The following is a 19,246-nucleotide window of genomic DNA, read 5'->3' as shown; positions in this document are numbered from 1 at the left end:
CCTTGGCGCTGATGACCTTCATCGCGATCGAGTCCTTCGCCGTGACCACCGTCCTGCCCGTGGTCGCAACGGACCTCGACGGACTGCAGTGGTACTCCGTCGCCTACGCCGCTACGCTCACGGCCGCCCTGGTCGGCATGATCGCCGGCGGGTCCTGGGCCGACCGCGCCGGCGTCACCATCCCGCTGATGGGGGGTGGAGCGTTGTTCCTTCTCGGCATCGGCCTGTGCGCGGTCGCCCCCGACATGACGACCTTCGTCGTCGGCCGCTTTCTCCAGGGCCTTGGCGGCGGTATCGACTCCGTCGTGATCTACGTCGCCATCGCCAAACACATCCCAGGCCCACTCCAGGCGAACATGTTCGGACTCCTCACTGCCGCCTGGCTGGTCCCGTCAATGGCGGGGCCGCTCGCGGCGGGCCTCGTCGCCGAAGTGCTGCACTGGCGAATCGTCTTCGCCGTCGTGCTGGTCGGGTCAGCCATCGCCTTGGCCGGCTTGCTCTGGGCGACTTGGACGCCCCGGTCGACGGGAGCCGGCGACTCCGGTCCGCGATTGTCGACCGGGCCGGTTTTCGGACGGAAGGGCTGGGCCGCGGTCGCCGCTGCTACCTGCCTGATGGGACTTCACCTGGGTGGCCAGCAGCCCTACCCCCGCAACACGATCCTCTTGGTCGTTCTCGTCACTGCCCTCGTGCTGCTGAGCACCCAGCTCCTCCCGCCGGGAACACTCCGTGCTAGTCCAGGCGTGCCGGCCCTGATCGGTCTGCGGGGGTTGCTCGGAGCCGCAGTCGTGACCACCGACGTCTACCTGCCCCTCTACCTCCAGAAGGAGCGGGACTTCTCTCCCGGTAACGCCGGTCTGGTCATCGCGATCGGCGCACTCGGCTGGGCGGTCGGCGCCTGGGTGCAGGGCCGGACCGCTGACAGTTCCACCAGCGCTGGCCGGACGTTGTTCCGCGCCACGTCGCTCGTCGTCTGCGGCCCGGTCGGAGCACTGGCCTTCATCAGCGGGGCGATTCCGGTCGCCGGGGCCGTCGCCGGGTGCGTCCTCATGGGAATCGGCATGGGCATGGCCTACCCGAGAATCTCTTCAGGTGTCGTCGCCGGCTCCCAACCCGGCGAGCATGGCGCCAACAGCTCGGCACTGCAAGCGTCCGAGAGCATGGCTACCTCAGCCTTCCTCGCGGGCGCAGGTGTCGTGCTGACAACGGTCGCTGGAGCGAGCGGCTACGACGTCGTCTACGCGGCGGCGGTAGTCGTCGCAGGAGCAGCAGTCGTGCTCTCAAGGCAGGCGGTGCGAAACGGCTGAGCCGCATTCGAGCCCCCGCGCGGACAGGGGGCATCAGGCTGGAGTAGTCGCTGATCGGGCGCACCTCCTCGTGTGACGGGCCTCTGATCCGAACCCCCGGAAGTGCCGCCTGCCGCTGCAGCGGAGGCTGACACATTGGCTGCGTTGAAGGCTTGACCATGACGCAGGGTCAGGCCCCCAAACTCTCGGTATGACCACATCACCAGCCATCGACGTCGCCGGGCTGACCAAGTCCTACGGCGACCACTCCGTACTGAAAGGCGTCAGCTTCAACGTGGCGCCGGGCAGCATCTTCGCACTACTGGGCTCCAACGGTGCCGGCAAGACAACTGTCGTGAAAGTGCTGTCCACGCTTCTCGATGCCGATGGCGGCTCAGCCACGGTGAACGGGTACGACGTCGCAATGCAAGGAGCGAAGGTCCGGAAGTCGATCAGCCTGACCGGCCAGTTCGCGGCGGTCGACGAGGTCCTGACCGGCCGCGAGAACCTCCTGCTCGTCGCCCAGCTCCGGCGAGTCCGGGAACCGAAGAGGGTCGCCGATGACCTGATGCAGCGCTTTGATCTGGCCGAGGCAGGTGGGCGTCGAGCGGGGACCTATTCCGGGGGCATGCGTCGACGACTCGACATCGCCATGAGCCTGATCGGGGAGCCGCCTGTGATCTTCCTCGACGAGCCCACCACCGGACTCGACCCGCAGTCGCGCATCGAGGTCTGGAGGACCGTCGCGAACCTCGCCGCCCAGGGCACCACCGTGCTCCTCACCACGCAGTACCTCGACGAGGCCGAGAACCTCGCCGACCAGATCGCGGTGCTGCACGACGGCCAGATCATCGCCAACGGCACCTTGGCTGAACTCAAGGCGCTCATGCCCCCAGCGAAGGTCGAGTACGTCGAGAAGCAGCCCACCCTCGAAGACATCTTCCTCGCGATCGTCGGTCACGACGCCGCCGGAAAGTAAGGACCACGACCATGCTCACACCAGTCATCGGCGACTCCGGCGTCATGCTCAAGCGTTCGCTGCGACACATCGCCCGCAGCCCCGACACCATCATCACCACCGCACTCACCCCCATCGCGATGTTGTTGCTGTTCGTCTACGTCTTCGGAGCAGCGATCCAAGCCGGCAGTGACAACTACGTGAACTACCTCCTGCCTGGAATCTTGCTCATCACCGTGGCTTCTGGGATCTCCTACACGGCCTACCGGCTCTTCCTGGACGTATCCGGCGGCATCTTCGCTCGGTTCCAGACCATGCCGATTGCTCGGTCCTCAGTCCTGTGGGGTCACGTGCTGACGTCGCTCGTCGCAAACCTGATCTCCGTTGCCCTGGTCGTGCTCGCCGCGCTGCTCATGGGATTCCGGACGAGCGCCAGTGTCCTCAACTGGCTCACCGTGATCGGAATCCTCGCGCTGTTCACGCTGGCGCTGGCCTGGGTGGCCGTGATCGCCGGCCTCACCGCCACTTCGGTTGACGGCGTCAGCGGCTTCTCCTTTCCGCTGATCTTTCTTCCGTTCATCAGCTCGGCGTTCGTGCCCACTGAGGGCATGCCCGGGCCCGTGCGGTGGTTCGCGGAGCACCAGCCAGTCACATCGATCGTTGACGCCATCCGCGACCTGTTCGCACAACGGGACGTGGGTGACGAGTTGATTTTGGCGTTCGCCTGGTGTGCCGGCCTGCTCGTGCTCGCGTACGGGCTAGCGATGCGCGTCTACCGACGAAAGATCGCCTGAACCGCAGTCACTCACTCACTCACCAAGACCGATCACCACAGAAGAGAGAACACGATGAGCAGCATCCTGACCAAGATGATGGGCAACCGAAAGACTTGGAAGAAGATGGAGGCGCGAGCCGACGCACTGCCCGGCGACTACCGCATGGTCTATGACCGCATGAAGTCATACATGTGGCGCTTCACCGCCGACGATGGAATGGACATCGTCGCAATCCTCGAGGACGTCCTCCAGGAATTTGAGACCGCCGCGGGCAACGGCCGACGGGTCCTGGATGTCACCGGCGACGACGTCGCGGCATACTGCGATCGGCTCCTCGGCGGTGCCACCCCAGCCGACCGCTATTTGACGGCGTGGAGGAACACGTTGAATCAGGATGTGAAGAGGCACCTCTGAGATGTTGACCATCGGCCAGCTCGCTTCCTACGCCGGGGTGACGGTCCGTGCCGTGCGGCACTACCACGCCAAGGGACTGCTCCCTGAGCCCGAACGGGACCACTCCGGATACCGGCGCTACGGTGCGGATGCTGTCGTGCGACTCGTCAAGATCCGCACCTTGGCCGAGGCCGGCGTCCCGCTGTCGCGGGTCGCTGACCTTGTGGCAGCGGACCAGGAGGCATTCGCGGCGGCGGTCGACGACATCGACCGCCGCCTGCGGTCGGAGATTCGGGAGCGGCAGCGGCACAGGGAACGCGTCGCACAGCTGGCCTCGGGCGACAGCCTCGCGCTGCCTCCAGAGGCTGTGGACTACCTGAGCCGGTTGCGAGAGCTGGGTTTCCGTGAGCGTGTGGTCGAGATCGAACGAGACAGCTGGATCCTCGTGGCCGCTCAGGCGCCCGACCGGGTCGCGGCCATGATGGCGCTGAAACGACAGCAGATCGAGGATCCCTTCGTGGCCGGGCTATACCTCTCGTTCGAGGAGATCTTCGACTGCGCGCCAGACGACCCGCGCCTGCCCGCGTTCGCCGACCGGGTCGTGGCCTTCATCGAGGCCGCCGGCGACAAAGCTCGACAGGTGGCGCACGACTCGGCGATCGACGACGGATGGCTCACCGACGACATCGTCGACCTGCTCGACTCGGCCTTCGTCGACTCCTTCGCTGCCGCCCCGCGTCTCCTGGAGCTGCTCGAGGAGCGCGGATACACCGGGTGGACCAATGTCCGGCCCATCGACAGTCCCTCCTGAAGGGTGCCGGTGCCGGGTGTCAGTCCTTTCCGAGAACACCGTCCAGAAGCACGTCGACCACGGCGGTCGCATCGACACCCTCGTCGGTGATGGCCTCACCGCTCCGGCGACCGAGCATCACCCCGAGACCCTGGATCCCGGCCCAGAGTGCGAGCCCGTGCCGGTGGTCGGCCTGAGGTCGCACCTCGACCATCCGCTCGCTCAGCAGGCCCAGCCACCGACCGGTCACCTCCCGCAGACGGCCACCGGCACCCTCCAGCAGATCGTGCCGAGCGATCAGCTCGAACATCGCCGGACGGGCAACCGCGAACTCGATCACGGCGTGGCACGCCGAGGTCAGCGCCTCACGAGGATCGTCTGCGGCCAGGCTCGTCGTGATCCGGTCGTCCAGCTCCTCGACTCCCTCGCGCGCGATCGCGGCCAGCAGGTGGGCGTAGGTCGGGAAGTGGTGCCGCGGTGCGCCGTGCGAGACGCCGGCGCGCACGGCGATCTGCCGCTGCGTCATTCCCGCCAAGCCGTGTGCTTCCAGCAGCTCCACCCCGGCCTGGACGAGTCGTTCGCGAGCCTCCATATAGACAGTGTCTAGCACTATCGGCAGAATGCCTCCTAGACACTGTCTAGGAGGCATTGGATGTACTGGGTGTTGAAGATGCTGCTGCTCGGACCGGTCGTGCGGTGGTTCGCGCGACCGAGGGTCGTGGGCCGCTTGCCGAAGGGGCCGGTCGTGCTCGCGCCGAATCATCTCGCCGAGATCGACTCCCTCGTGCTGTGCGCGGCCCTGCCGCGGCGCCTGACCTTCGTCGCCAAGAGCGAGTACTTCTCCCGGGGCGGAGCAGCCGCCTGGCTGTACGGCACCTTGTGCCGGCTGACGGGGCAGGTGCCCATCAGTCGTGGCGGTGACGGCAGTGCCGATGGGGCCCTCGCCGCCGCCGCCGGGATCCTGCGGGGCGGTGGCGTGTGGGCGATCTATCCCGAGGGGACGAGGTCACCCGACGGGCGGCTGTACCGGGGGCGGACGGGGGCGATGCGCGTCGCCCTCCGGACGCCCTGTGCCGTCGTGCCGGTGGGCATCACCGGGACGAGGTCCGTCGACCGCCCGGGGCGGCGGGGTTGGTCGCGCGGGCGGGTCGAGATTCGTCTGGGTGAACCCTTGGATCTGTCGGGGTGGAGTGATCGCCCGAACGATCCGGCCACGTGGCGCGCGGCGACCGACGAGCTGATGTCGGCGATCCGGACGCTCAGCGGCCAGGAGTACGTCGACCGGCATCCCACGGACACCGAGCGAGCGGCCCGCGACGCCGCGTGACCGGGCCTAGGACGTCGTAGGCTGACGAGGCTCCGCCGTCCGTCGGTCGCCCCAGGCGGCGAGCGGGTCGAGGAGAGCGTTGAGCTCGGCGCCCTCCTCGCTCAGTCGGTAGTCGACGCGCAGGGGGAAGCCCTCGCCCGCAGTGCGGATGACGAGTCCGTCGCGCTCGAGCTCGCGGAGCTGGTCGGTCAGGACCTTCTCGGAGACGCCGCCGACGGCTCGGCGGAGCTCGGCGAACCGGTGGTCGCCCTGGTCGAGTCGCCACAGGATCGTGGGCTTCCACTTGGAGCCGACGAGGTCGAAGACGACGTTCACGCCGCACTGCTGGTCGGTCTTGGTCATCGCCACCTGCTCACCTCGGGTTCGGCCCCACTATTTTGTGCGTACTGGACCGTGCCCAGCGCACCCGCCCAGCATGGTCAGCATGACCGACACGAACGACATGACGTCCATCTCCGTCCTCGGCCTGGGTGCCATGGGCGCAACGATCGCCGGAGCCCTCGCCACAGACGGCCGGCGGGTCCGTGCCTGGAACCGCACGCCGAAGAACCTGTCCGACGGACAGGTCGACGTCGTGGAATCGCCCGCCGCGGCCGTCGATGACGCGGACCTCGTGGTGGTGTGCGTCCGTGATCACGCCGCGAGCCGCGCTGTGCTCGAGCAGATCGCCCCGCACCTGGAGGGCCAGGTCGTCGTCAACCTCTCGACGGGGACGCCGGCCGAGGCCGCCGAGTCGGCCGAGCACGCGGCCGGACTCGGTGTCCGGTACGTCACCGGCGCGGTCATGGTGCCAACCCCGCTGGTCGCAACTGAGCGCTGCGTCGTGCTCTATGCCGGGGATCCGGCCGACCTCGATCAGGCTGCGCCTCTCCATGCCGCGATGCGCGGCACCAGCGACGTGGTCGGCACTGACCACGCGGTGCCGCCAGCCCTCGACCTGGCGATGCTCGACATCTACTTTGCCGGCATGTACGCCCACCTGCACGCCACGGCCCTCGCGGCCGCGCACGGCATCGACCCGCAGCGGTTCCTGCCCTACGCACAGGGGATCGTCGGGACGCTGGGTGCATCCCTTCCCGACCTGACCGCGTCGGTCGCGGCGCGCCAGTACGACGCCGGGCAGGCCCGGCTCGACATGTGTCTGTCGTTTCTGGAGCACATCGTGGCGTCCAGCCGCGAGGCCGGGATCGATCCCGGCCTCGCGGAGCTGGTGCGCGCGGCCTCCGCGCGAGCCATGACCAGCAGGACACCCGGTACAGATTGGGATGTGGTCGCCGAAGACTTCCTGCCGCCGAGCGCATAGGAGATGGGCGTGCCCGTCAGGTGCTGACCTGGCGGTGGCGGACCACGCTGACTGCTCCCAATCCGGCGGCGATGACGGCCCCGATGGCCGGGACGAGCAGTGCCCGTTGGTAGTCCTCGAGCGCTGGCACGGCGGTGCTTCCGGCCACGAGCACGATCGTGCCGAGGGAGACGCCGAGGGCGGCGCCGAACTGGAAGCCCGTGTAGACCACGCCACCGCCGACCCCGTGGTCCGCCTCGTCGACGCCCTCGACTGCGGCTGCGGCGAGCGGGCCGTAGATCAGGGCGAACGCCAGGCCCAGGAGCAGCATTGACGGCAGGAGTCCGGCGTAGACCGACGTGTCGTCGAGCCGGAGCGTCAAGGCGAAGGCAACCGTCACAGCCACCAGGCCAGCCAGCATGACCGCGACATTGCCGAATCGGTCGACCAGTCTAGGAGTCAGAACCGGGGCGACGAGGAGCTCGATGCCCATCGCGGCGAACGTCAGACCGGTCTCGAGGGGGCTCCAGCCGAGGTGCTCCTGCAGGTAGAGGGTCAGGAGGAACTGCCAGGCGAAGAACGAGCCGATGAAGAGCAGGCCGATCGTGCTCGCCCACGGAAGCATGCCCCGGGTGAGGACGCCGGTGGGGATGAGCGGGTCGGCCGTGCGGCGTTCGATGCCGGCGAACGCCACGAGCAATGCCGCGGCGATGGCGATGGCGACATACCCGCCGACGGACTCTCGGTCCTCGCCGACCGTGACGACTCCGAAGATGACCGCGACCATCGCGCCGGTCAGGGTGATCGCACCGCCGAGGTCGAACCGGGGGCGCGGGTGAGGGCGTGCCGACGACTCCCGGGGGATGAATGCCGCACCGGCTGCCAGGAAGGCAGCACCGATGAGCGCTGGGGCGAAGAAGACCCAGCGCCAGTCCACGCTCGTCAGCAGTCCGCCGGCCACAACGCCGAGGAGGAAGCCGGAGGCACCGATCGCGCCGTAGATCGCGAGGGCGCGGTTGCGCGCTGAGCCTTCAGCGAACGACGTCGTCAGCAGGCCGAACCCGGCCGGAGTCATGAAGCCGGCGGTGGCTCCGGTGATGAAGCGCACGAGCACCAGCACCCACGCGTCCTGAGCCAGGCCGCCGAGTGCGGAGAACGCGATGAACACCGTCAGGGCGACCAGGAAGACCTGGCGGCGTCCGACGAGGTCGGCCACGCGCCCACCGAGGATCATGAAGCCGCCATAGGCGAGCACGTAGGCGCTGACGACCCAGTGGGCCGACCCAGTCTCCAGGCCGATGTCTGCGGCGATGCTCGGCACCGCCACGTTGAGCATCGCGATGTCGATCCCCTCGAGGAAGAGTGCCCCGGTCACCACCGCGAGCACTCCCCAGGCGGCCCTCGGGGCGATCGGTGGTGCGGGTGCCGCGGGCTGCGCGGCGGTCTTGTCGGTCACGACGATCTCCTTGGTCACGAATCAGATCCGGGTTACTTCTTGTAACTGGAACCAGCGTGGGTCACCATGGAGAGATGGCACAAGAAGGCACTTTGAAGTCACCCGGTTCCTCCGAGGTAACCGAGGTGCTGGCCGACGACTGCTGCCGCGGCGGCAACGACGCCTACCAGTGGGACACGCGTGAGGACTGCGAGGTCCGCCAGATCCTCGACCGCATCGCCGACAAGTGGTCGCTACTGGTCATCTCACTGCTCGAAGAGAAGACCATGCGGTTCGGCGAGCTGGAGCGCGCCGTCGACGGAATCAGCAAGCGCATGCTGACCGTCACGCTGCGCCACCTCGAGCGCGACGGCTTGGTCGACCGCACGGTCTACGCCGAGGTTCCGCCCAAGGTCGAGTACCGCCTCTCGCCGCTCGGCCACACCCTGCTCGGCACGGTCCAGTCGCTCGTCGGCTGGACCGAGGAACATCAGATCCAAATCGCCCAGGCTCGCGCGAAGTTCGACGCCGGCGCCGAGCCAACATCGGTGGCGAACTGAGTCGCCTCGAGCGGCCTTGACCAGATCGGGACGGCCCTGGTCCCCAGGGGCATCTGAGACGCCAAATACGTGAGGCCGACGCTCCCGCCCGTTCGCGCTTTGCTGGACAGACCCTCAGTAGTAGTCGGCGATCGCAGGCCGCGAGCCTGAGGCGACCGCATCCCACGTTGCGTCGTCGGCGTCATTGCCCGTCAGGTGACCGAGACGTCGCAGGGTGCGGGAGTCGCTCGCGCCGAACAGGGTCTGCACGATCGCGGTGTCGTCGAACGCGTGCCGGCCGGACGCGGCGGTGTCCTGATCCACCTCGAGCCGTCCGCCATCGACGGTGGCCACGTACCCCTGCCCCTGCCATGTGAACGGCAGCTCGGCCGACAGTCCCGCCGCGGGCCTCAGGGCGGTCAGTGCTGCGACGTCGAGCACCTTGACCATGTAGGTGTTTCGCAGCTGCACCCGGGATTCGTCGGAGCGGAGCAGACCGGTCCACTCGTCGGCCGTGCTGGACCGGACCACGGTGACCGGCGCCACCGACGAGAACGAGCCCATCGTGCGCAGAAGTCCCACGAGGCTCGGGCGATCAAGGGCGACGAGTTCGCGAACGCGCAGCACGGCGTCGGCGCCGTACCCCGTGCCGCGGTCCCATGACGCGTACCCGGTGACCTCGCCGGAGGCCGACTCAGCGATCGTGACACCGGTGGTCTCGTCGGTGAAGGCCTTGGCGGGATCGGGGAACGAGATGCCGTCGCGGGTCAGGGGCCCACGGTGGTGCTGCGCCCAAGACGCGTACGCCGAGGCGATCGCCAGCAGGTCGTCGTGCGTCGCCCTGCGAACCGTCGCGGCATCACCGCGCACCGCGAGCAGGTGGGTGGGCACGGCGATGTCGTCGAGGTGCGCCACGGGCGCGTAGCCGAGGCTGCGGTAGGTCCCGGTAGAGGTCGGGAACAGCCCGCTGAGCAGGGCACCTCGCTCGCGGGACGCACCGAGCATGGCCTCGAAAAGTGGTCGCAGATATCCGCTGCCGCGATGTTCCGCGGGGACCGCGATCCCAGCGATGCCGGCGGTCGGTACGCGCACGTCGCCGAACCAGGTCGCGAACTCGCGATCGATGCCGAGTGCTGCGACATCACCGCCAGCCTCCACCTGCCAGACGCGAGCACCTGGCCCGGGTGGACCGTCGACGTCAGCCGCGCCGAACGCCTCGATCCAGTGCGGCTCGATAGTGGACCAGTCGATCACGTCGAGGGCACTCACCCGGGTGCTCATGTTCCCATCCTGCCTGCCGCTTTGGATCACCGTTAAGGCGCTCGGACCTCTGGAAGAACTGGTTGTCCTGAAACCCTCGATCTTGTCGCCGCGGGCGCCGCCAACACACTGGACGGAGCACCCCGCGCTATCCCTCGGCGGCGGCTCACTTGCAGGAGTGACCCGCGGGCTCTAGTAGCGATACTGCACGAGTTGCAGTGACGTGTCGCTCGGGAAGCGGTTGACGTTCCGCTCAGACGAGACGGCGTACCGGTCTGTCGGCGCTCGGTCGGATCCGTCCTCACCACCATCGAGGTCAGTTGAGTTCAGAGACTCCCGGGGTCGTCGTCGGAGAGTTGCTCGAAGGCGCTCGTTCGACGGGTTGGGGGTGCGCCATTCCGAGGTTGACGACGACGACTGCAGCGACGGATAGGGCGACGGCGGCTGCACCGTAGACCACCCAGGAAGTAAGGCGGGCTCGTCGCAGGTCAGCGCGAGCCGCCCTCACAGCGCCGGTCCGCTTGGCGCTCCTGACGTCATCCTTTGACAGGGTGTCCCGGTATCGCTTCAAATCCCGCAGTTCGTGATCGAGGCCGTTGCGGGCGGATCTCAGGATGACGAAGTCCGTTGCGATGGCGGCGAGGGCACACAGTGTCGCAAGGAGAGCTAGGAGGCAGGCGGCCTGTTTCGCGCTCACGGCATCTTGTAGTTGAGCGACGACGACTGCCGCTGCTGCGACTACCTGAACGATAGTTCGCTCGACTGACTTCGAGGCCGCTTCGCGAGCCTGGGTGGCGGCGCTTCGGCTCGCGCTGAGTGCCGTCTCTCGAGCGGAACGTCTAGCGGCCATGACCTCAGATACGGCGTTCTGTCGGCTGAGGTCGTAGAGCGATCGAGCTGTTCGTAGCGCAGGTTCGGGAGCCGAGCTTATGTCCTCGGGGGTGACAATTGCGAGGGTCAGTGCCTGCTGTGCGAAGTACAGGCGGTCTATCTCCGGGCTTGTGGCAACCCATCGGTACATCTCGATGAGGTGCGCGAGCTCTTCATGTCCGGTTGGAACGACCGAGACGTGCAATTGACGAGCGCCGCTGATCCGGATGTCTACTGCTCCGGTTTCTGGCTCGCTGGAGCTTGCCAAGAGGGACCAGATCAGGAGTGCCGTGAGTTTCCGCATGGCCGTGGCAACGATGCGGGCGTGAGGGTTGGTCGAGGACGAAGCATCCGTCAGGTCTGCGAAGGTCAGGGGGGAGGGGAGCGTGTGGCCATGCACTGACCCCGCCGCCCGGAACTCTGCCTCGAGGCGCAGCACCTCACGTTCCTCGAAAACCCGGGGGGTAGGGGACCGTGGCCCGTAGACGGCTAGTGACTCGCCCCGCAGGACCGTGTCGTCGAGATCGTCGACGAGCAGAATCGCTGGGCCTTGGCTGACTCGGTGCGCGAAGGGTATCCAGAGATCTGAGCCCACTATCGACGCTATGGCGGCGGACGTTGTGATCCAGTGCGTCCCGGTCACGTCGGGGTCGTTGACGATCTTCAGAGTCAGGTCCGCGTCGTGTACCTGCAGCAGGTCCACGAGTGGGCGGAAGTCCTTCGCATCTAGCGCGTCCCGAAGGTCATCGAGTTTGGCTTGGTCAACGGCGGCTGTGGGTGGCCCGGTTTCCTCGGTGACGTCGCCGTCAAAACCTCCGCGCCTCAACTGGAGACTCCACGGGTGGGCATCGATGCGGAGATCCACCAGGTGGCCAGCCGCAATCAGGCATTCGAAGTCGTCCAGGTCGATGGCTGCTAGGGACGCGCGAGCAGTCAGGGTGATCTGGTTGAGGTCGGCGGTCGTCTCCACCGCGTCGGCTGTTCTCGTGACGCGCTCTGCCACAGTGATGGCATCGCGGATCTGTTGGATCGGGTCAGCGACGACTGGGGGAGTGGGCGAACTGCTCATCAACGAACTTCGCGCTTGGGATGCTCGTCGACTCGGATGATGATCTTGTATCCGCCATTGACCTTGTCCTGCTCGATGCTCACTCGGTCCTGCCCAGTGATGGGCACCTTGATCGTGACGCCGGAAGCGGTGATGTGTTCAGTCAGAGGCGCGGTGGTTTCAACGTTCCGTACTGGCCTCGCACGGGCCGCGAGCTTCTTGCTGACCTCGTCACGTACCGTGGTCGGCTGAAGTTCCGGCACGACGGTCGACAGTTGAGTGAGCACGTCGCTGACTGTGCCGGCACTCAAGTTAGGAAGTGCGTTGCGGGATGCGACTTCGACCGCGTCTCCTTGAAGGTCCTTGATGACGTCGAGCATCGCGATGGCTGCCTGGCCGGGACGCTCCTCTATCGAGATGCCGAGGGCGCGGGGAAAGTACTGTGCCTCCTTGCTGGCCACGTCACCTACAACAACGTCGCTGCCAGGCTGGGGATCGTCTAGCAGCGCGCCCTTCTGCAACTTCCCTGGCGCGTCCATGACGTTTGTGACGGCGGAAAGCAGTTGCTCCCCGCTGTCCAGGGTCTGGAGGTTCGCGGCGTTCGGAGTGACAACCTGAAGCTTCAGTACCGCCGCGGCGGCGGCCTGACCGTCGTGGAGCTGAACGCAGACCAGGAGACCCTCCGCGGTTGAGCCGGTCATCTGGCCGATCAGTTGGAGTGTCAGGTCGTGCGCAGCCTGCAGGAACTCTGCATCGTTGCCGTCTCGCAAGGCCTCGAAGGAGGTCTTGCTTGCGGGGTCCACGAAGACTGCCGGGCAAGAGTTCTTGCCGTTGGCAAAACCTTGGAGTGCTTCGACGTGCTCGAGGAGAAATGCGTCGAGCTTTGAATCGTGAGGCCGGATAGATGCGGTACCTGGCGTTGCGTCCTTCGCGACGCGCGCGTAGGTGACTTTCTGGACTGTCGCGCTCACGCGATCCCCTCTCCTTTGATGTCGGCGAGCATGCCATGCTCCGCTGACAGCGGACTTGAAAGTGCGACCGAGATCCGACGGTTCTTCGGCCAGGTTCTGTGCGTGTGCCACCCAGCCCGCGGTAGTCACGCGTTCGCTGGCCGTCGACCGGACGAGTCGAATCGAAGACTCGAGAGCACTAATACCTCGCATTCGGAGGCCACTTCTTACGATCCCGGGAGCGGTTTACTTTCGGCGCAGCCGGGCTCTCGGTCGTAGGAGTGCGAACGTCTGCTGGCTCCGACTCAACGGGTGTCCACCCGCCATCCCGGAGATCCTTCTGATTGGGGTCGGGACGGTGGTGCGGGCGCAGCCGCGTGAAGTCCAATCTTGGTGACGCAGGCTGCGAAGCGAGTTGTGCCTTGCGGTGTCCAAGAAGAACCCGACGGGTTGCGACGTACCGCTTGAGCGACGCTTGCGTGGAGACGGGACACAGCGCCGCGGCAAGTCTTCGCCAGATCTCCAAGGAAAGGCGATCGGCGCAGCCCGTCGGCGCTACTCGTACCTCTAGGTGCTGGCGGCAGCGAGTTCGCTCTCAACAGGGCCGCGGGTGTCACACCCCGCAGTTATCGTCGCGGAAGACCGCAGAGGAAGGGAGGTGGGTGTCCGTGAGCGACGTTTGGCTAGACGAAACACATCGCCGAATTGGTGCCATATGCAATTGGTCAACGAAGCTGGAGTACCAGCTAGAGAGCGCTTACATGGAACTTACGGGCTCAGTGGACATGACCGAGACTCAGGGGGAGTGGCATTCGGCGAACATCCGGAGGCTTCGGCGGGCCCTTGCACAAAGAACCGACTTGGAGGCGGAGACGATAGCCAGCCTTCGAGCGATGCTCGTTCGAGCGAGCGCGGCGATGAAGCTTCGCGACCAGGTTGTGCACGTGTCATGGATCCGCAAGAACACGACCCCGCCGGGTCACGTGACGGGGGTGCGGTGGTTCCGGAATCGTGAGGACACGCGCGATTGGTCGATGACTCAGCTCGATCAGATTGTGCTGGACTTGAAGTCGTCGATCGATGAACTTGCCAGCGCATTCTGGAACGCGACTAGACCCCGCGGACAACAAATCTAGATCGGACAGTGCGTTTTGGCGCACCGCTGAACTCGCCGGCATTTGGGTTTCCCGCGCTCTAGTGGCTCAAAGGAACCTGACGGAGTCGGCGATTTCGGGCAGGCGGGGTGCTTTCTCGAGTGTGAAGTCTCACGAGATCGTGGACGGTTCTGTCTCGGGACATCGTGCGCAGTGAGTCTCACGACATCGTGGGCACTGGGTGCGGGTGTGGGGTTTGGGCATGGACTTCAACCACGTGCCCGCCGACGTGCGGTGGGCGATCGCGAACTGGCCCGATGATGCCGAGCGGGGTGCGGTCACGCGCTTCTGCGAGCGGCACCAGATCAGTCGGGCGGTGTTCTACAAGATCCGTCGCCAGGCCGGTGAGGTCGGTCCGGTCGGCGCGACAGAGCCGGGCTCACGGCGCCCCCATCACAGCCCGAACCGGACCGACCAGCAGTTGATCGAGCACGCGCTCGCCGTCCGAGCTTGGCTTACCGAGCAGGGGCTGGACGCCGGCCCCTTGTCCGTGCTCGCCCGGATGCGCCGCCAGGGGCTGAACCCGCCCTCAAGGGCCACGCTGGCTCGTGCGTTCGCTGCCGCTGGCGTGTCCAAGCCGGAACCGCGTAAGCGGCCGCGGGCGGCGAACCGCCGGTTCGTCTACCCGGCCCCGAACTGCTGCTGGCAGATAGACGCGTTCGCCTGGTCGCTGGCCGATGGCACCAGCGTGTCGATTCACCAGGTCATCGACGACCACTCCCGGATGGCCACCGCAAGCCTCGTCGCCGACGGCGAGACAGCCAGAGCCGCAGTGTTGGTCGTGTCTACCGCGATCCGCCGCTGGGGCGTCCCGCAGCGGCTGCTCTCCGACAACGGGTTGGCGTTCAACCCCACCCGCCGCGGGTTCACCGGCAAGCTGGTCGACTACCTGCTCGACCTCGGGGTCAAGCCCATCACTGGCAAACCGGACCGGCCGACAACCCAGGGCAAGAACGAACGGTTCCACCAGACGCTGCAGAAGTGGCTCAACGCCAGGCCACCAGCGAAGACAATCGAGGCCTTGCAGGCACTGGTCGACGAGTTCGACCTCTACTACAACAACGAACGAGCCCATCAAGCACTCGACGGCAAGACCCCGGCCGAGGCGTGGGCCGCCACCCCGGCCGCACCCGAACCGACGCCTGAACCCCGCCTCCTGCAAATCCCGCCCTCGGCGCGCGCCACGACCACCCGACCACCACCGAGACGACCACGATCGCTACCAGAACGCGGCTCACCCTCCACCCGGCAACAGGAGAGGCCATCGTCAAGGTCAGACCCAACGGGTGCAGGATGATCTCCATGATGGTCCTCTCAGTTCTCGTTGCCGCGGATCATCAGAAGCGCTCCGGCGATCGCGGCGGTGACGATCACGACGTCGGCGACGTTCCCGATGAACCAGTTCCCGTAGGCGAGGAAGTCCACGACGTGCCCCTGGGCGAACCCTGGAGCACGGAAAAGCCTGTCGCCGGCGTGGGAGGCGGCGGCCCCGCCAAGCGCGCCGATCACGATCGCCCACCCGGGGTGTCGGACACGGAACGCGAACACGATCGCGGTGACGGTGGCCGCGACGGCCACCAGCGCGAACACCCAGGTGGAACCCTCACCGAAGGAGAACGCCGCGCCGGGGTTGTAAGCGAGTTGCAGGCCCAGCAGGTCGCCGATCAGCGGGAGGCGCTCACTTACTGTGAGCATGGCCTCCGCCCATGCCTTCGTCCCCTGATCGATCAGGAGGACGAGCCCGCCGAGCGCGAGTGCCCCCGCCGTGAGCCGCCAACGCCCCCTCTGCTGCCGCTCTCCCGACGTCAGCTCAGCATCGGCAGCCGCGTCCGGGGTCATGCGAGGACCTCGACGAGGCGGACGATGACGCCGGAATCGATCAGGATGAACAGGCCCAGGCCGATGAACACGACGGGTACGAGCCAGTGCTCGACGCGTTCAAGCGTTTCGGTGACGGCCTTGTGGGTTCCGATCAGGCGTCCAGCAGCGCACCAGACGGCGACGAGGACGAGGAACACCGCGATCATGACGACGACGTCGCCGGGCGAACTGGTGCGGAAGATCGGCGTGTAGAGGGAGATGTTGTCGGCCCCGTTGGCGATCGTGATCCCGGCGACGCCCCACAGCCCGACCGCGGTGATCTTCTCGTCGTCGTCATCGTCGTCACCGTTGCGTCGCAGGCCCCGCACGAGGGTCCAGATGCCGATGCCGAGCGGGATCAGGCCGAGGAAGCCCACCCATTCGTCGGGGACGATGGTCAGGCCGAGCGCGGCGATCACGCTGATCACGACGAGGGTGATGAACCCGAGGTACTGGCCTGCGACGATCTGCCACGGTCGCGGCTTCCCTCGGCTGGAGGCCAGGAACAGCACGGTCAGCACGACGATGTCATCGATGTTGGTCGCAGCAAACAAGCCGATCGCTGAGCCGATGGTCGCAAGCATCAGCTCTCCAGCCGTGGGGTACGCGTGCGGGCGGCGCGGAGTGCGTTGAGGATCACGACGACCTCGGCGATCTCGTGGACCAGCACCACAGCGGCGAGTCCGAGGACGCCGAACAGCGCGAGCGGCAGCAGCGCGGTGATGATCAGCAGCGACAGGACGATGTTCTGGTTGATGATGCGGCGTCCGCGGCGGGCGTGGTCGAACGCGCGCGGGATGAGGCGGAGGTCGTGGCCGGTGAACGCGACGTCGGCGGACTCGATCGCCGCGTCCGAGCCGGTCGCGCCCATCGCGATGCCGATGTCCGCGGCGGCCAGAGCGGGGGCGTCGTTGATGCCGTCGCCGATCATTGCAACCGACCCCGCCTTTGACAGCTCCCCGATCGCGGTCGCTTTGTCTTCGGGACGCAGTTCCGCGCGCACGTCGCTGATACCGGCCTGCGCTGCCAGCGCCCGTGCCGTGCGGGCGTTGTCGCCGGTGAGCATCGTCACCCCGACGCCCTGCGCCGCGAGAGTCCGCACCACTTCGGGGACCTCGGGACGCAGCTCGTCGCGGACGCCGATCGCGGCGACAGGGGCCCCGTCGCGGTGCACGATCACAACGGTCATGCCCTGCTCCTCCAGGCCCGCGACCTGGTCGCCGAGCACCCCGGCGTCGAGCCAGCGGGGGCTGCCGACGGTGATCCGAGTCCCGTCGATCTTGCCCTCGATGCCGTGCCCGGCCTGCTCGGTCACGCCCTCCGCAGCCTGGGCTCCGGGGGCTGCGGCGGTGATCGCCGCGGCCAGCGGGTGCGTGCTGTGCTGCTCCAGCGCGGCCGCCCAGGCCAGCGCCTGGGCGTCGGTCACGCCGTCCGCGGCGAGGACCGCGGTGACGGCGGGCTCGTTGCCGGTGAGGGTGCCGGTCTTGTCGACGGCGACGTGGCGGACCGTGCCGAAGCGCTCGAACACCGCGCCGGACTTGATGATCACGCCGAACTTGCTCGCCGCGCCGATCGCCGAGACCACCGTCAGCGGCACCGAGATCGCCAGCGCGCACGGGGAGGCGGCGACGAGGACGACGAGGGCTCGGGTGATCCACAGCTCCGGGTCCCCGAACAGCGAGCCGACCAGGGCGACCAGGGCCGCGAGGACCAGCACGCCCGGGACCAGCGGGCGCGCGATCCGGTCCGCGAGGCGCGCTCGCTCGCCCTTCTCCGCCTGCGCCTGCTCCACCAGCTCCACGATGGTCGTGAGCGAGTTGTCGGTGCCCGCCGCCGTCGTCTCGACCTCCAGCGCACCGGCGCTGTTGATCGCGCCGGCCGACACGGCGTCGCCGGGCTCGACCTCGACCGGGATCGACTCGCCCGTGATCGCCGAGGTGTCCAGGCTGGAGCGCCCCGCACGGACGACTCCGTCGGTCGCGATCCGCTCGCCGGGACGAACCACCATGACCTGCCCGACCGCGAGGTCCTTCGCCGCAATCTCCACCAAAGCGCCGTCGCGGCGCACGGTCGCGGTGTCGGGGACCAGCTTCAGCAGCGCTCGCAGCCCGCCGCGGGCGCGGTCCATCGCCTTGTCCTCCAGCGCCTCTGCGATCGAGTAGAGGAACACCAGCGCCGCAGCCTCTTCGACGTAGCCGAGGACGACTGCGCCGACCGCGCTGATCGTCATCAGCAGCCCGATGCCCAGCTTGCCCTTGAACAGCTTCCGGATCGCGCCCGGCGTGAACGTCGACGCGCCCAGCAGCAAGCCGACCCAGAACAGCACCAGTGCCGGGATCTCCATGCCGGACCACTCAAGGATCAGACCAGCGAGGAACGCGACACCGGAGAAGACCGGCACCATGATCCCGCGGTCCCTCCACCAGGGCCGCTCCTTCTCCTCGCTCTCATCGACTGCCGTGGTCGTCGGCTCGTGCTCGCAGCCGCATGCCGCGCTCACGCGTCTGCTCCCGCTCCGCAGCAACCCGGAACGGTGCACGACGAGTCCACGCACGGAGCGTGCTCGTCGACAGCCAGAGTCACATCCACCAGCGCGATGAGAGCGGCCGCGAGGTGCGGATCAGCGATCTCATACCTAGTCTGGCGACCCTCCGGCTCAGCGACCACGATGCCGCAGTCGCGCAGGCAGGTGAGGTGGTTCGACACGTTCGAGCGAGTCAGCTCCAGCTCACGCGAGAGCACCGCCGGGTAGCTCGGTCCCTCGAGCAGGGTCATCAGGATCCGGGAACGCATCGGATCCGCCATGGCCCGGCCGAGCCGGTTCATGACGTCGAGTCGAGAAGCAATAGTCAGCATGCACTGAACTATACAGCACAGGCTGATCAATCGCCAGATGCATCAGCCTCCGCCACAAGGCGAAACAGCAGTCGACATCTGATGAATACGCGACTCAGCAACAATCGGTGCTACCAGTACACGTCGCGATCAGCTGGGATGCCGGCACCGTCACCCTCACCGACGCACAAGGACACACAATCGCGACCTACGAGAAGCCCGCGACCCGCCACGGCTGGCACGGCCCCACCCAGAACCGACCGTCCACGAACTCATGAGACACCCGACCGTCAACGATGTCCCGAGACACAACCGTCCACGATCTCGTGAGACATCACAGGGTGCTTTCTCGAGTCGGTTCGATCCCATCTGGCTGCGACCGGTGGACATCGGATCGGCCCGGTGCGGACTTAGGTTGCAGTGGACTTGATGGCGATCACGGCTTCCCGATCACCTGTCAGTTCATTGATCCTCGCGACGATG

19 protein-coding genes are annotated in these 19,246 nt (G+C 67.0%); 9 read left to right on the top strand and 10 right to left on the bottom strand.

From position 1 onward, the window contains the following. Positions 1 to 11: 11 nt before the first annotated feature. From V6S66_RS16350 to V6S66_RS16330, 5 genes are all read left to right on the top strand, one after another. A complete protein-coding gene (locus V6S66_RS16350; RefSeq protein ID WP_334207857.1) occupies positions 12 to 1,307 on the top strand; it encodes an MFS transporter in 1,296 nt (431 codons plus the stop codon). A gap of 190 nt (positions 1,308 to 1,497) precedes the next feature. Continuing rightward, positions 1,498 to 2,265: an ABC transporter ATP-binding protein gene (locus V6S66_RS16345; RefSeq protein WP_334207856.1), complete on the top strand. Its 768-nt coding sequence runs from the start codon at positions 1,498 to 1,500 to the stop codon at positions 2,263 to 2,265. Positions 2,266 to 2,276: 11 nt separating this feature from the next. Next, the gene (locus V6S66_RS16340; protein WP_334207855.1) at positions 2,277 to 3,038 is read left to right on the top strand and encodes an ABC transporter permease; all 762 of its coding nucleotides are present in this window, start codon (positions 2,277 to 2,279) and stop codon (positions 3,036 to 3,038) included. Between the two features lie 54 nt (positions 3,039 to 3,092). Beyond that, positions 3,093 to 3,434, top strand: a complete 342-nt coding sequence (locus tag V6S66_RS16335) for a DUF1048 domain-containing protein (protein ID WP_334207854.1) — start codon at positions 3,093 to 3,095, stop codon at positions 3,432 to 3,434. Between the two features lies 1 nt (position 3,435). Next, a complete protein-coding gene (locus V6S66_RS16330; protein ID WP_334207853.1) occupies positions 3,436 to 4,224 on the top strand; it encodes a MerR family transcriptional regulator in 789 nt (262 codons plus the stop codon). Between the two features lie 19 nt (positions 4,225 to 4,243). Here the strand turns inward: V6S66_RS16330 and V6S66_RS16325 are convergent, their stop codons facing one another. Beyond that, complete coding sequence (locus tag V6S66_RS16325) at positions 4,244 to 4,795, bottom strand: TetR/AcrR family transcriptional regulator (protein ID WP_334207852.1); 552 nt, start codon at positions 4,793 to 4,795, stop codon at positions 4,244 to 4,246. A gap of 60 nt (positions 4,796 to 4,855) precedes the next feature. Here V6S66_RS16325 and V6S66_RS16320 point away from each other — a divergent pair, with 60 nt between their 5' ends. Then, a complete protein-coding gene (locus V6S66_RS16320) occupies positions 4,856 to 5,530 on the top strand; it encodes a lysophospholipid acyltransferase family protein (RefSeq protein WP_334207851.1) in 675 nt (224 codons plus the stop codon). Between the two features lie 6 nt (positions 5,531 to 5,536). Here the strand turns inward: V6S66_RS16320 and V6S66_RS16315 are convergent, their stop codons facing one another. After that, the gene (locus V6S66_RS16315; RefSeq protein ID WP_334207850.1) at positions 5,537 to 5,872 is read right to left on the bottom strand and encodes a winged helix-turn-helix transcriptional regulator; all 336 of its coding nucleotides are present in this window, start codon (positions 5,870 to 5,872) and stop codon (positions 5,537 to 5,539) included. Between the two features lie 82 nt (positions 5,873 to 5,954). Here V6S66_RS16315 and V6S66_RS16310 point away from each other — a divergent pair, with 82 nt between their 5' ends. Next, positions 5,955 to 6,833, top strand: a complete 879-nt coding sequence (locus tag V6S66_RS16310) for an NAD(P)-dependent oxidoreductase (RefSeq protein ID WP_334207849.1) — start codon at positions 5,955 to 5,957, stop codon at positions 6,831 to 6,833. Positions 6,834 to 6,849: 16 nt separating this feature from the next. Here V6S66_RS16310 and V6S66_RS16305 read toward each other — a convergent pair whose 3' ends face one another. After that, positions 6,850 to 8,286 (bottom strand): MFS transporter, encoded by a 1,437-nt coding sequence (locus tag V6S66_RS16305; RefSeq protein ID WP_334207848.1) that lies wholly within the window; start codon positions 8,284 to 8,286, stop codon positions 6,850 to 6,852. 56 nt (positions 8,287 to 8,342) lie between these two features. Between V6S66_RS16305 and V6S66_RS16300 the strand changes: the two genes are divergently transcribed. After that, positions 8,343 to 8,807: a winged helix-turn-helix transcriptional regulator gene (locus V6S66_RS16300; RefSeq protein ID WP_334207847.1), complete on the top strand. Its 465-nt coding sequence runs from the start codon at positions 8,343 to 8,345 to the stop codon at positions 8,805 to 8,807. 114 nt (positions 8,808 to 8,921) lie between these two features. Here V6S66_RS16300 and V6S66_RS16295 read toward each other — a convergent pair whose 3' ends face one another. The 3 genes from V6S66_RS16295 to V6S66_RS16285 form a co-directional block, all read right to left on the bottom strand. Beyond that, on the bottom strand, positions 8,922 to 10,067 hold the full coding sequence (locus tag V6S66_RS16295; RefSeq protein ID WP_334207846.1) for a GNAT family N-acetyltransferase: 1,146 nt from the start codon (positions 10,065 to 10,067) through the stop codon (positions 8,922 to 8,924). A gap of 295 nt (positions 10,068 to 10,362) precedes the next feature. Then, a complete protein-coding gene (locus V6S66_RS16290) occupies positions 10,363 to 11,985 on the bottom strand; it encodes a hypothetical protein (RefSeq protein ID WP_334207845.1) in 1,623 nt (540 codons plus the stop codon). After that, positions 11,985 to 12,935 carry a hypothetical protein gene (locus V6S66_RS16285; RefSeq protein ID WP_334207844.1) on the bottom strand — a complete coding sequence of 317 codons (951 nt, stop codon included), beginning with the start codon at positions 12,933 to 12,935 and terminating at the stop codon, positions 11,985 to 11,987. The genes V6S66_RS16290 and V6S66_RS16285 overlap by 1 nt, the downstream gene beginning before the upstream one ends. A 1,335-nt stretch (positions 12,936 to 14,270) precedes the next feature. Here V6S66_RS16285 and V6S66_RS16280 point away from each other — a divergent pair. Continuing rightward, positions 14,271 to 15,365 (top strand): integrase core domain-containing protein, encoded by a 1,095-nt coding sequence (locus V6S66_RS16280; RefSeq protein WP_334207843.1) that lies wholly within the window; start codon positions 14,271 to 14,273, stop codon positions 15,363 to 15,365. A 17-nt stretch (positions 15,366 to 15,382) separates the two neighbouring features. On the opposite strand, the gene V6S66_RS16275 is transcribed toward V6S66_RS16280, so the two are convergent. Genes V6S66_RS16275 through cmtR form a run of 4 tightly spaced genes read right to left on the bottom strand, consistent with a single transcriptional unit; the run spans position 15,383 to position 18,784 of the window. Next, positions 15,383 to 15,907 (bottom strand): signal peptidase II, encoded by a 525-nt coding sequence (locus tag V6S66_RS16275; protein WP_290579764.1) that lies wholly within the window; start codon positions 15,905 to 15,907, stop codon positions 15,383 to 15,385. Further along, a complete protein-coding gene (locus V6S66_RS16270; protein WP_026936349.1) occupies positions 15,904 to 16,512 on the bottom strand; it encodes a cadmium resistance transporter in 609 nt (202 codons plus the stop codon). The genes V6S66_RS16275 and V6S66_RS16270 overlap by 4 nt, the downstream gene beginning before the upstream one ends. Then, positions 16,512 to 18,428 (bottom strand): heavy metal translocating P-type ATPase, encoded by a 1,917-nt coding sequence (locus V6S66_RS16265; protein WP_290579769.1) that lies wholly within the window; start codon positions 18,426 to 18,428, stop codon positions 16,512 to 16,514. Before V6S66_RS16265 ends, V6S66_RS16270 begins: the two co-directional genes overlap by 1 nt. Then, on the bottom strand, positions 18,425 to 18,784 hold the full coding sequence (gene cmtR, locus V6S66_RS16260) for a Cd(II)/Pb(II)-sensing metalloregulatory transcriptional regulator CmtR (RefSeq protein WP_290579771.1): 360 nt from the start codon (positions 18,782 to 18,784) through the stop codon (positions 18,425 to 18,427). The genes V6S66_RS16265 and cmtR overlap by 4 nt, the downstream gene beginning before the upstream one ends. Between the last annotated feature and the right edge of the window lie 462 nt (positions 18,785 to 19,246).

Origin of the sequence: Aeromicrobium sp. Sec7.5, from assembly GCF_036867135.1 — a bacterium.
Lineage (GTDB): Bacteria > Actinomycetota > Actinomycetes > Propionibacteriales > Nocardioidaceae > Aeromicrobium.
Note: the sequence above shows the minus strand (reverse complement) of the source record. Positions and strands in the feature narration are given on the sequence as shown.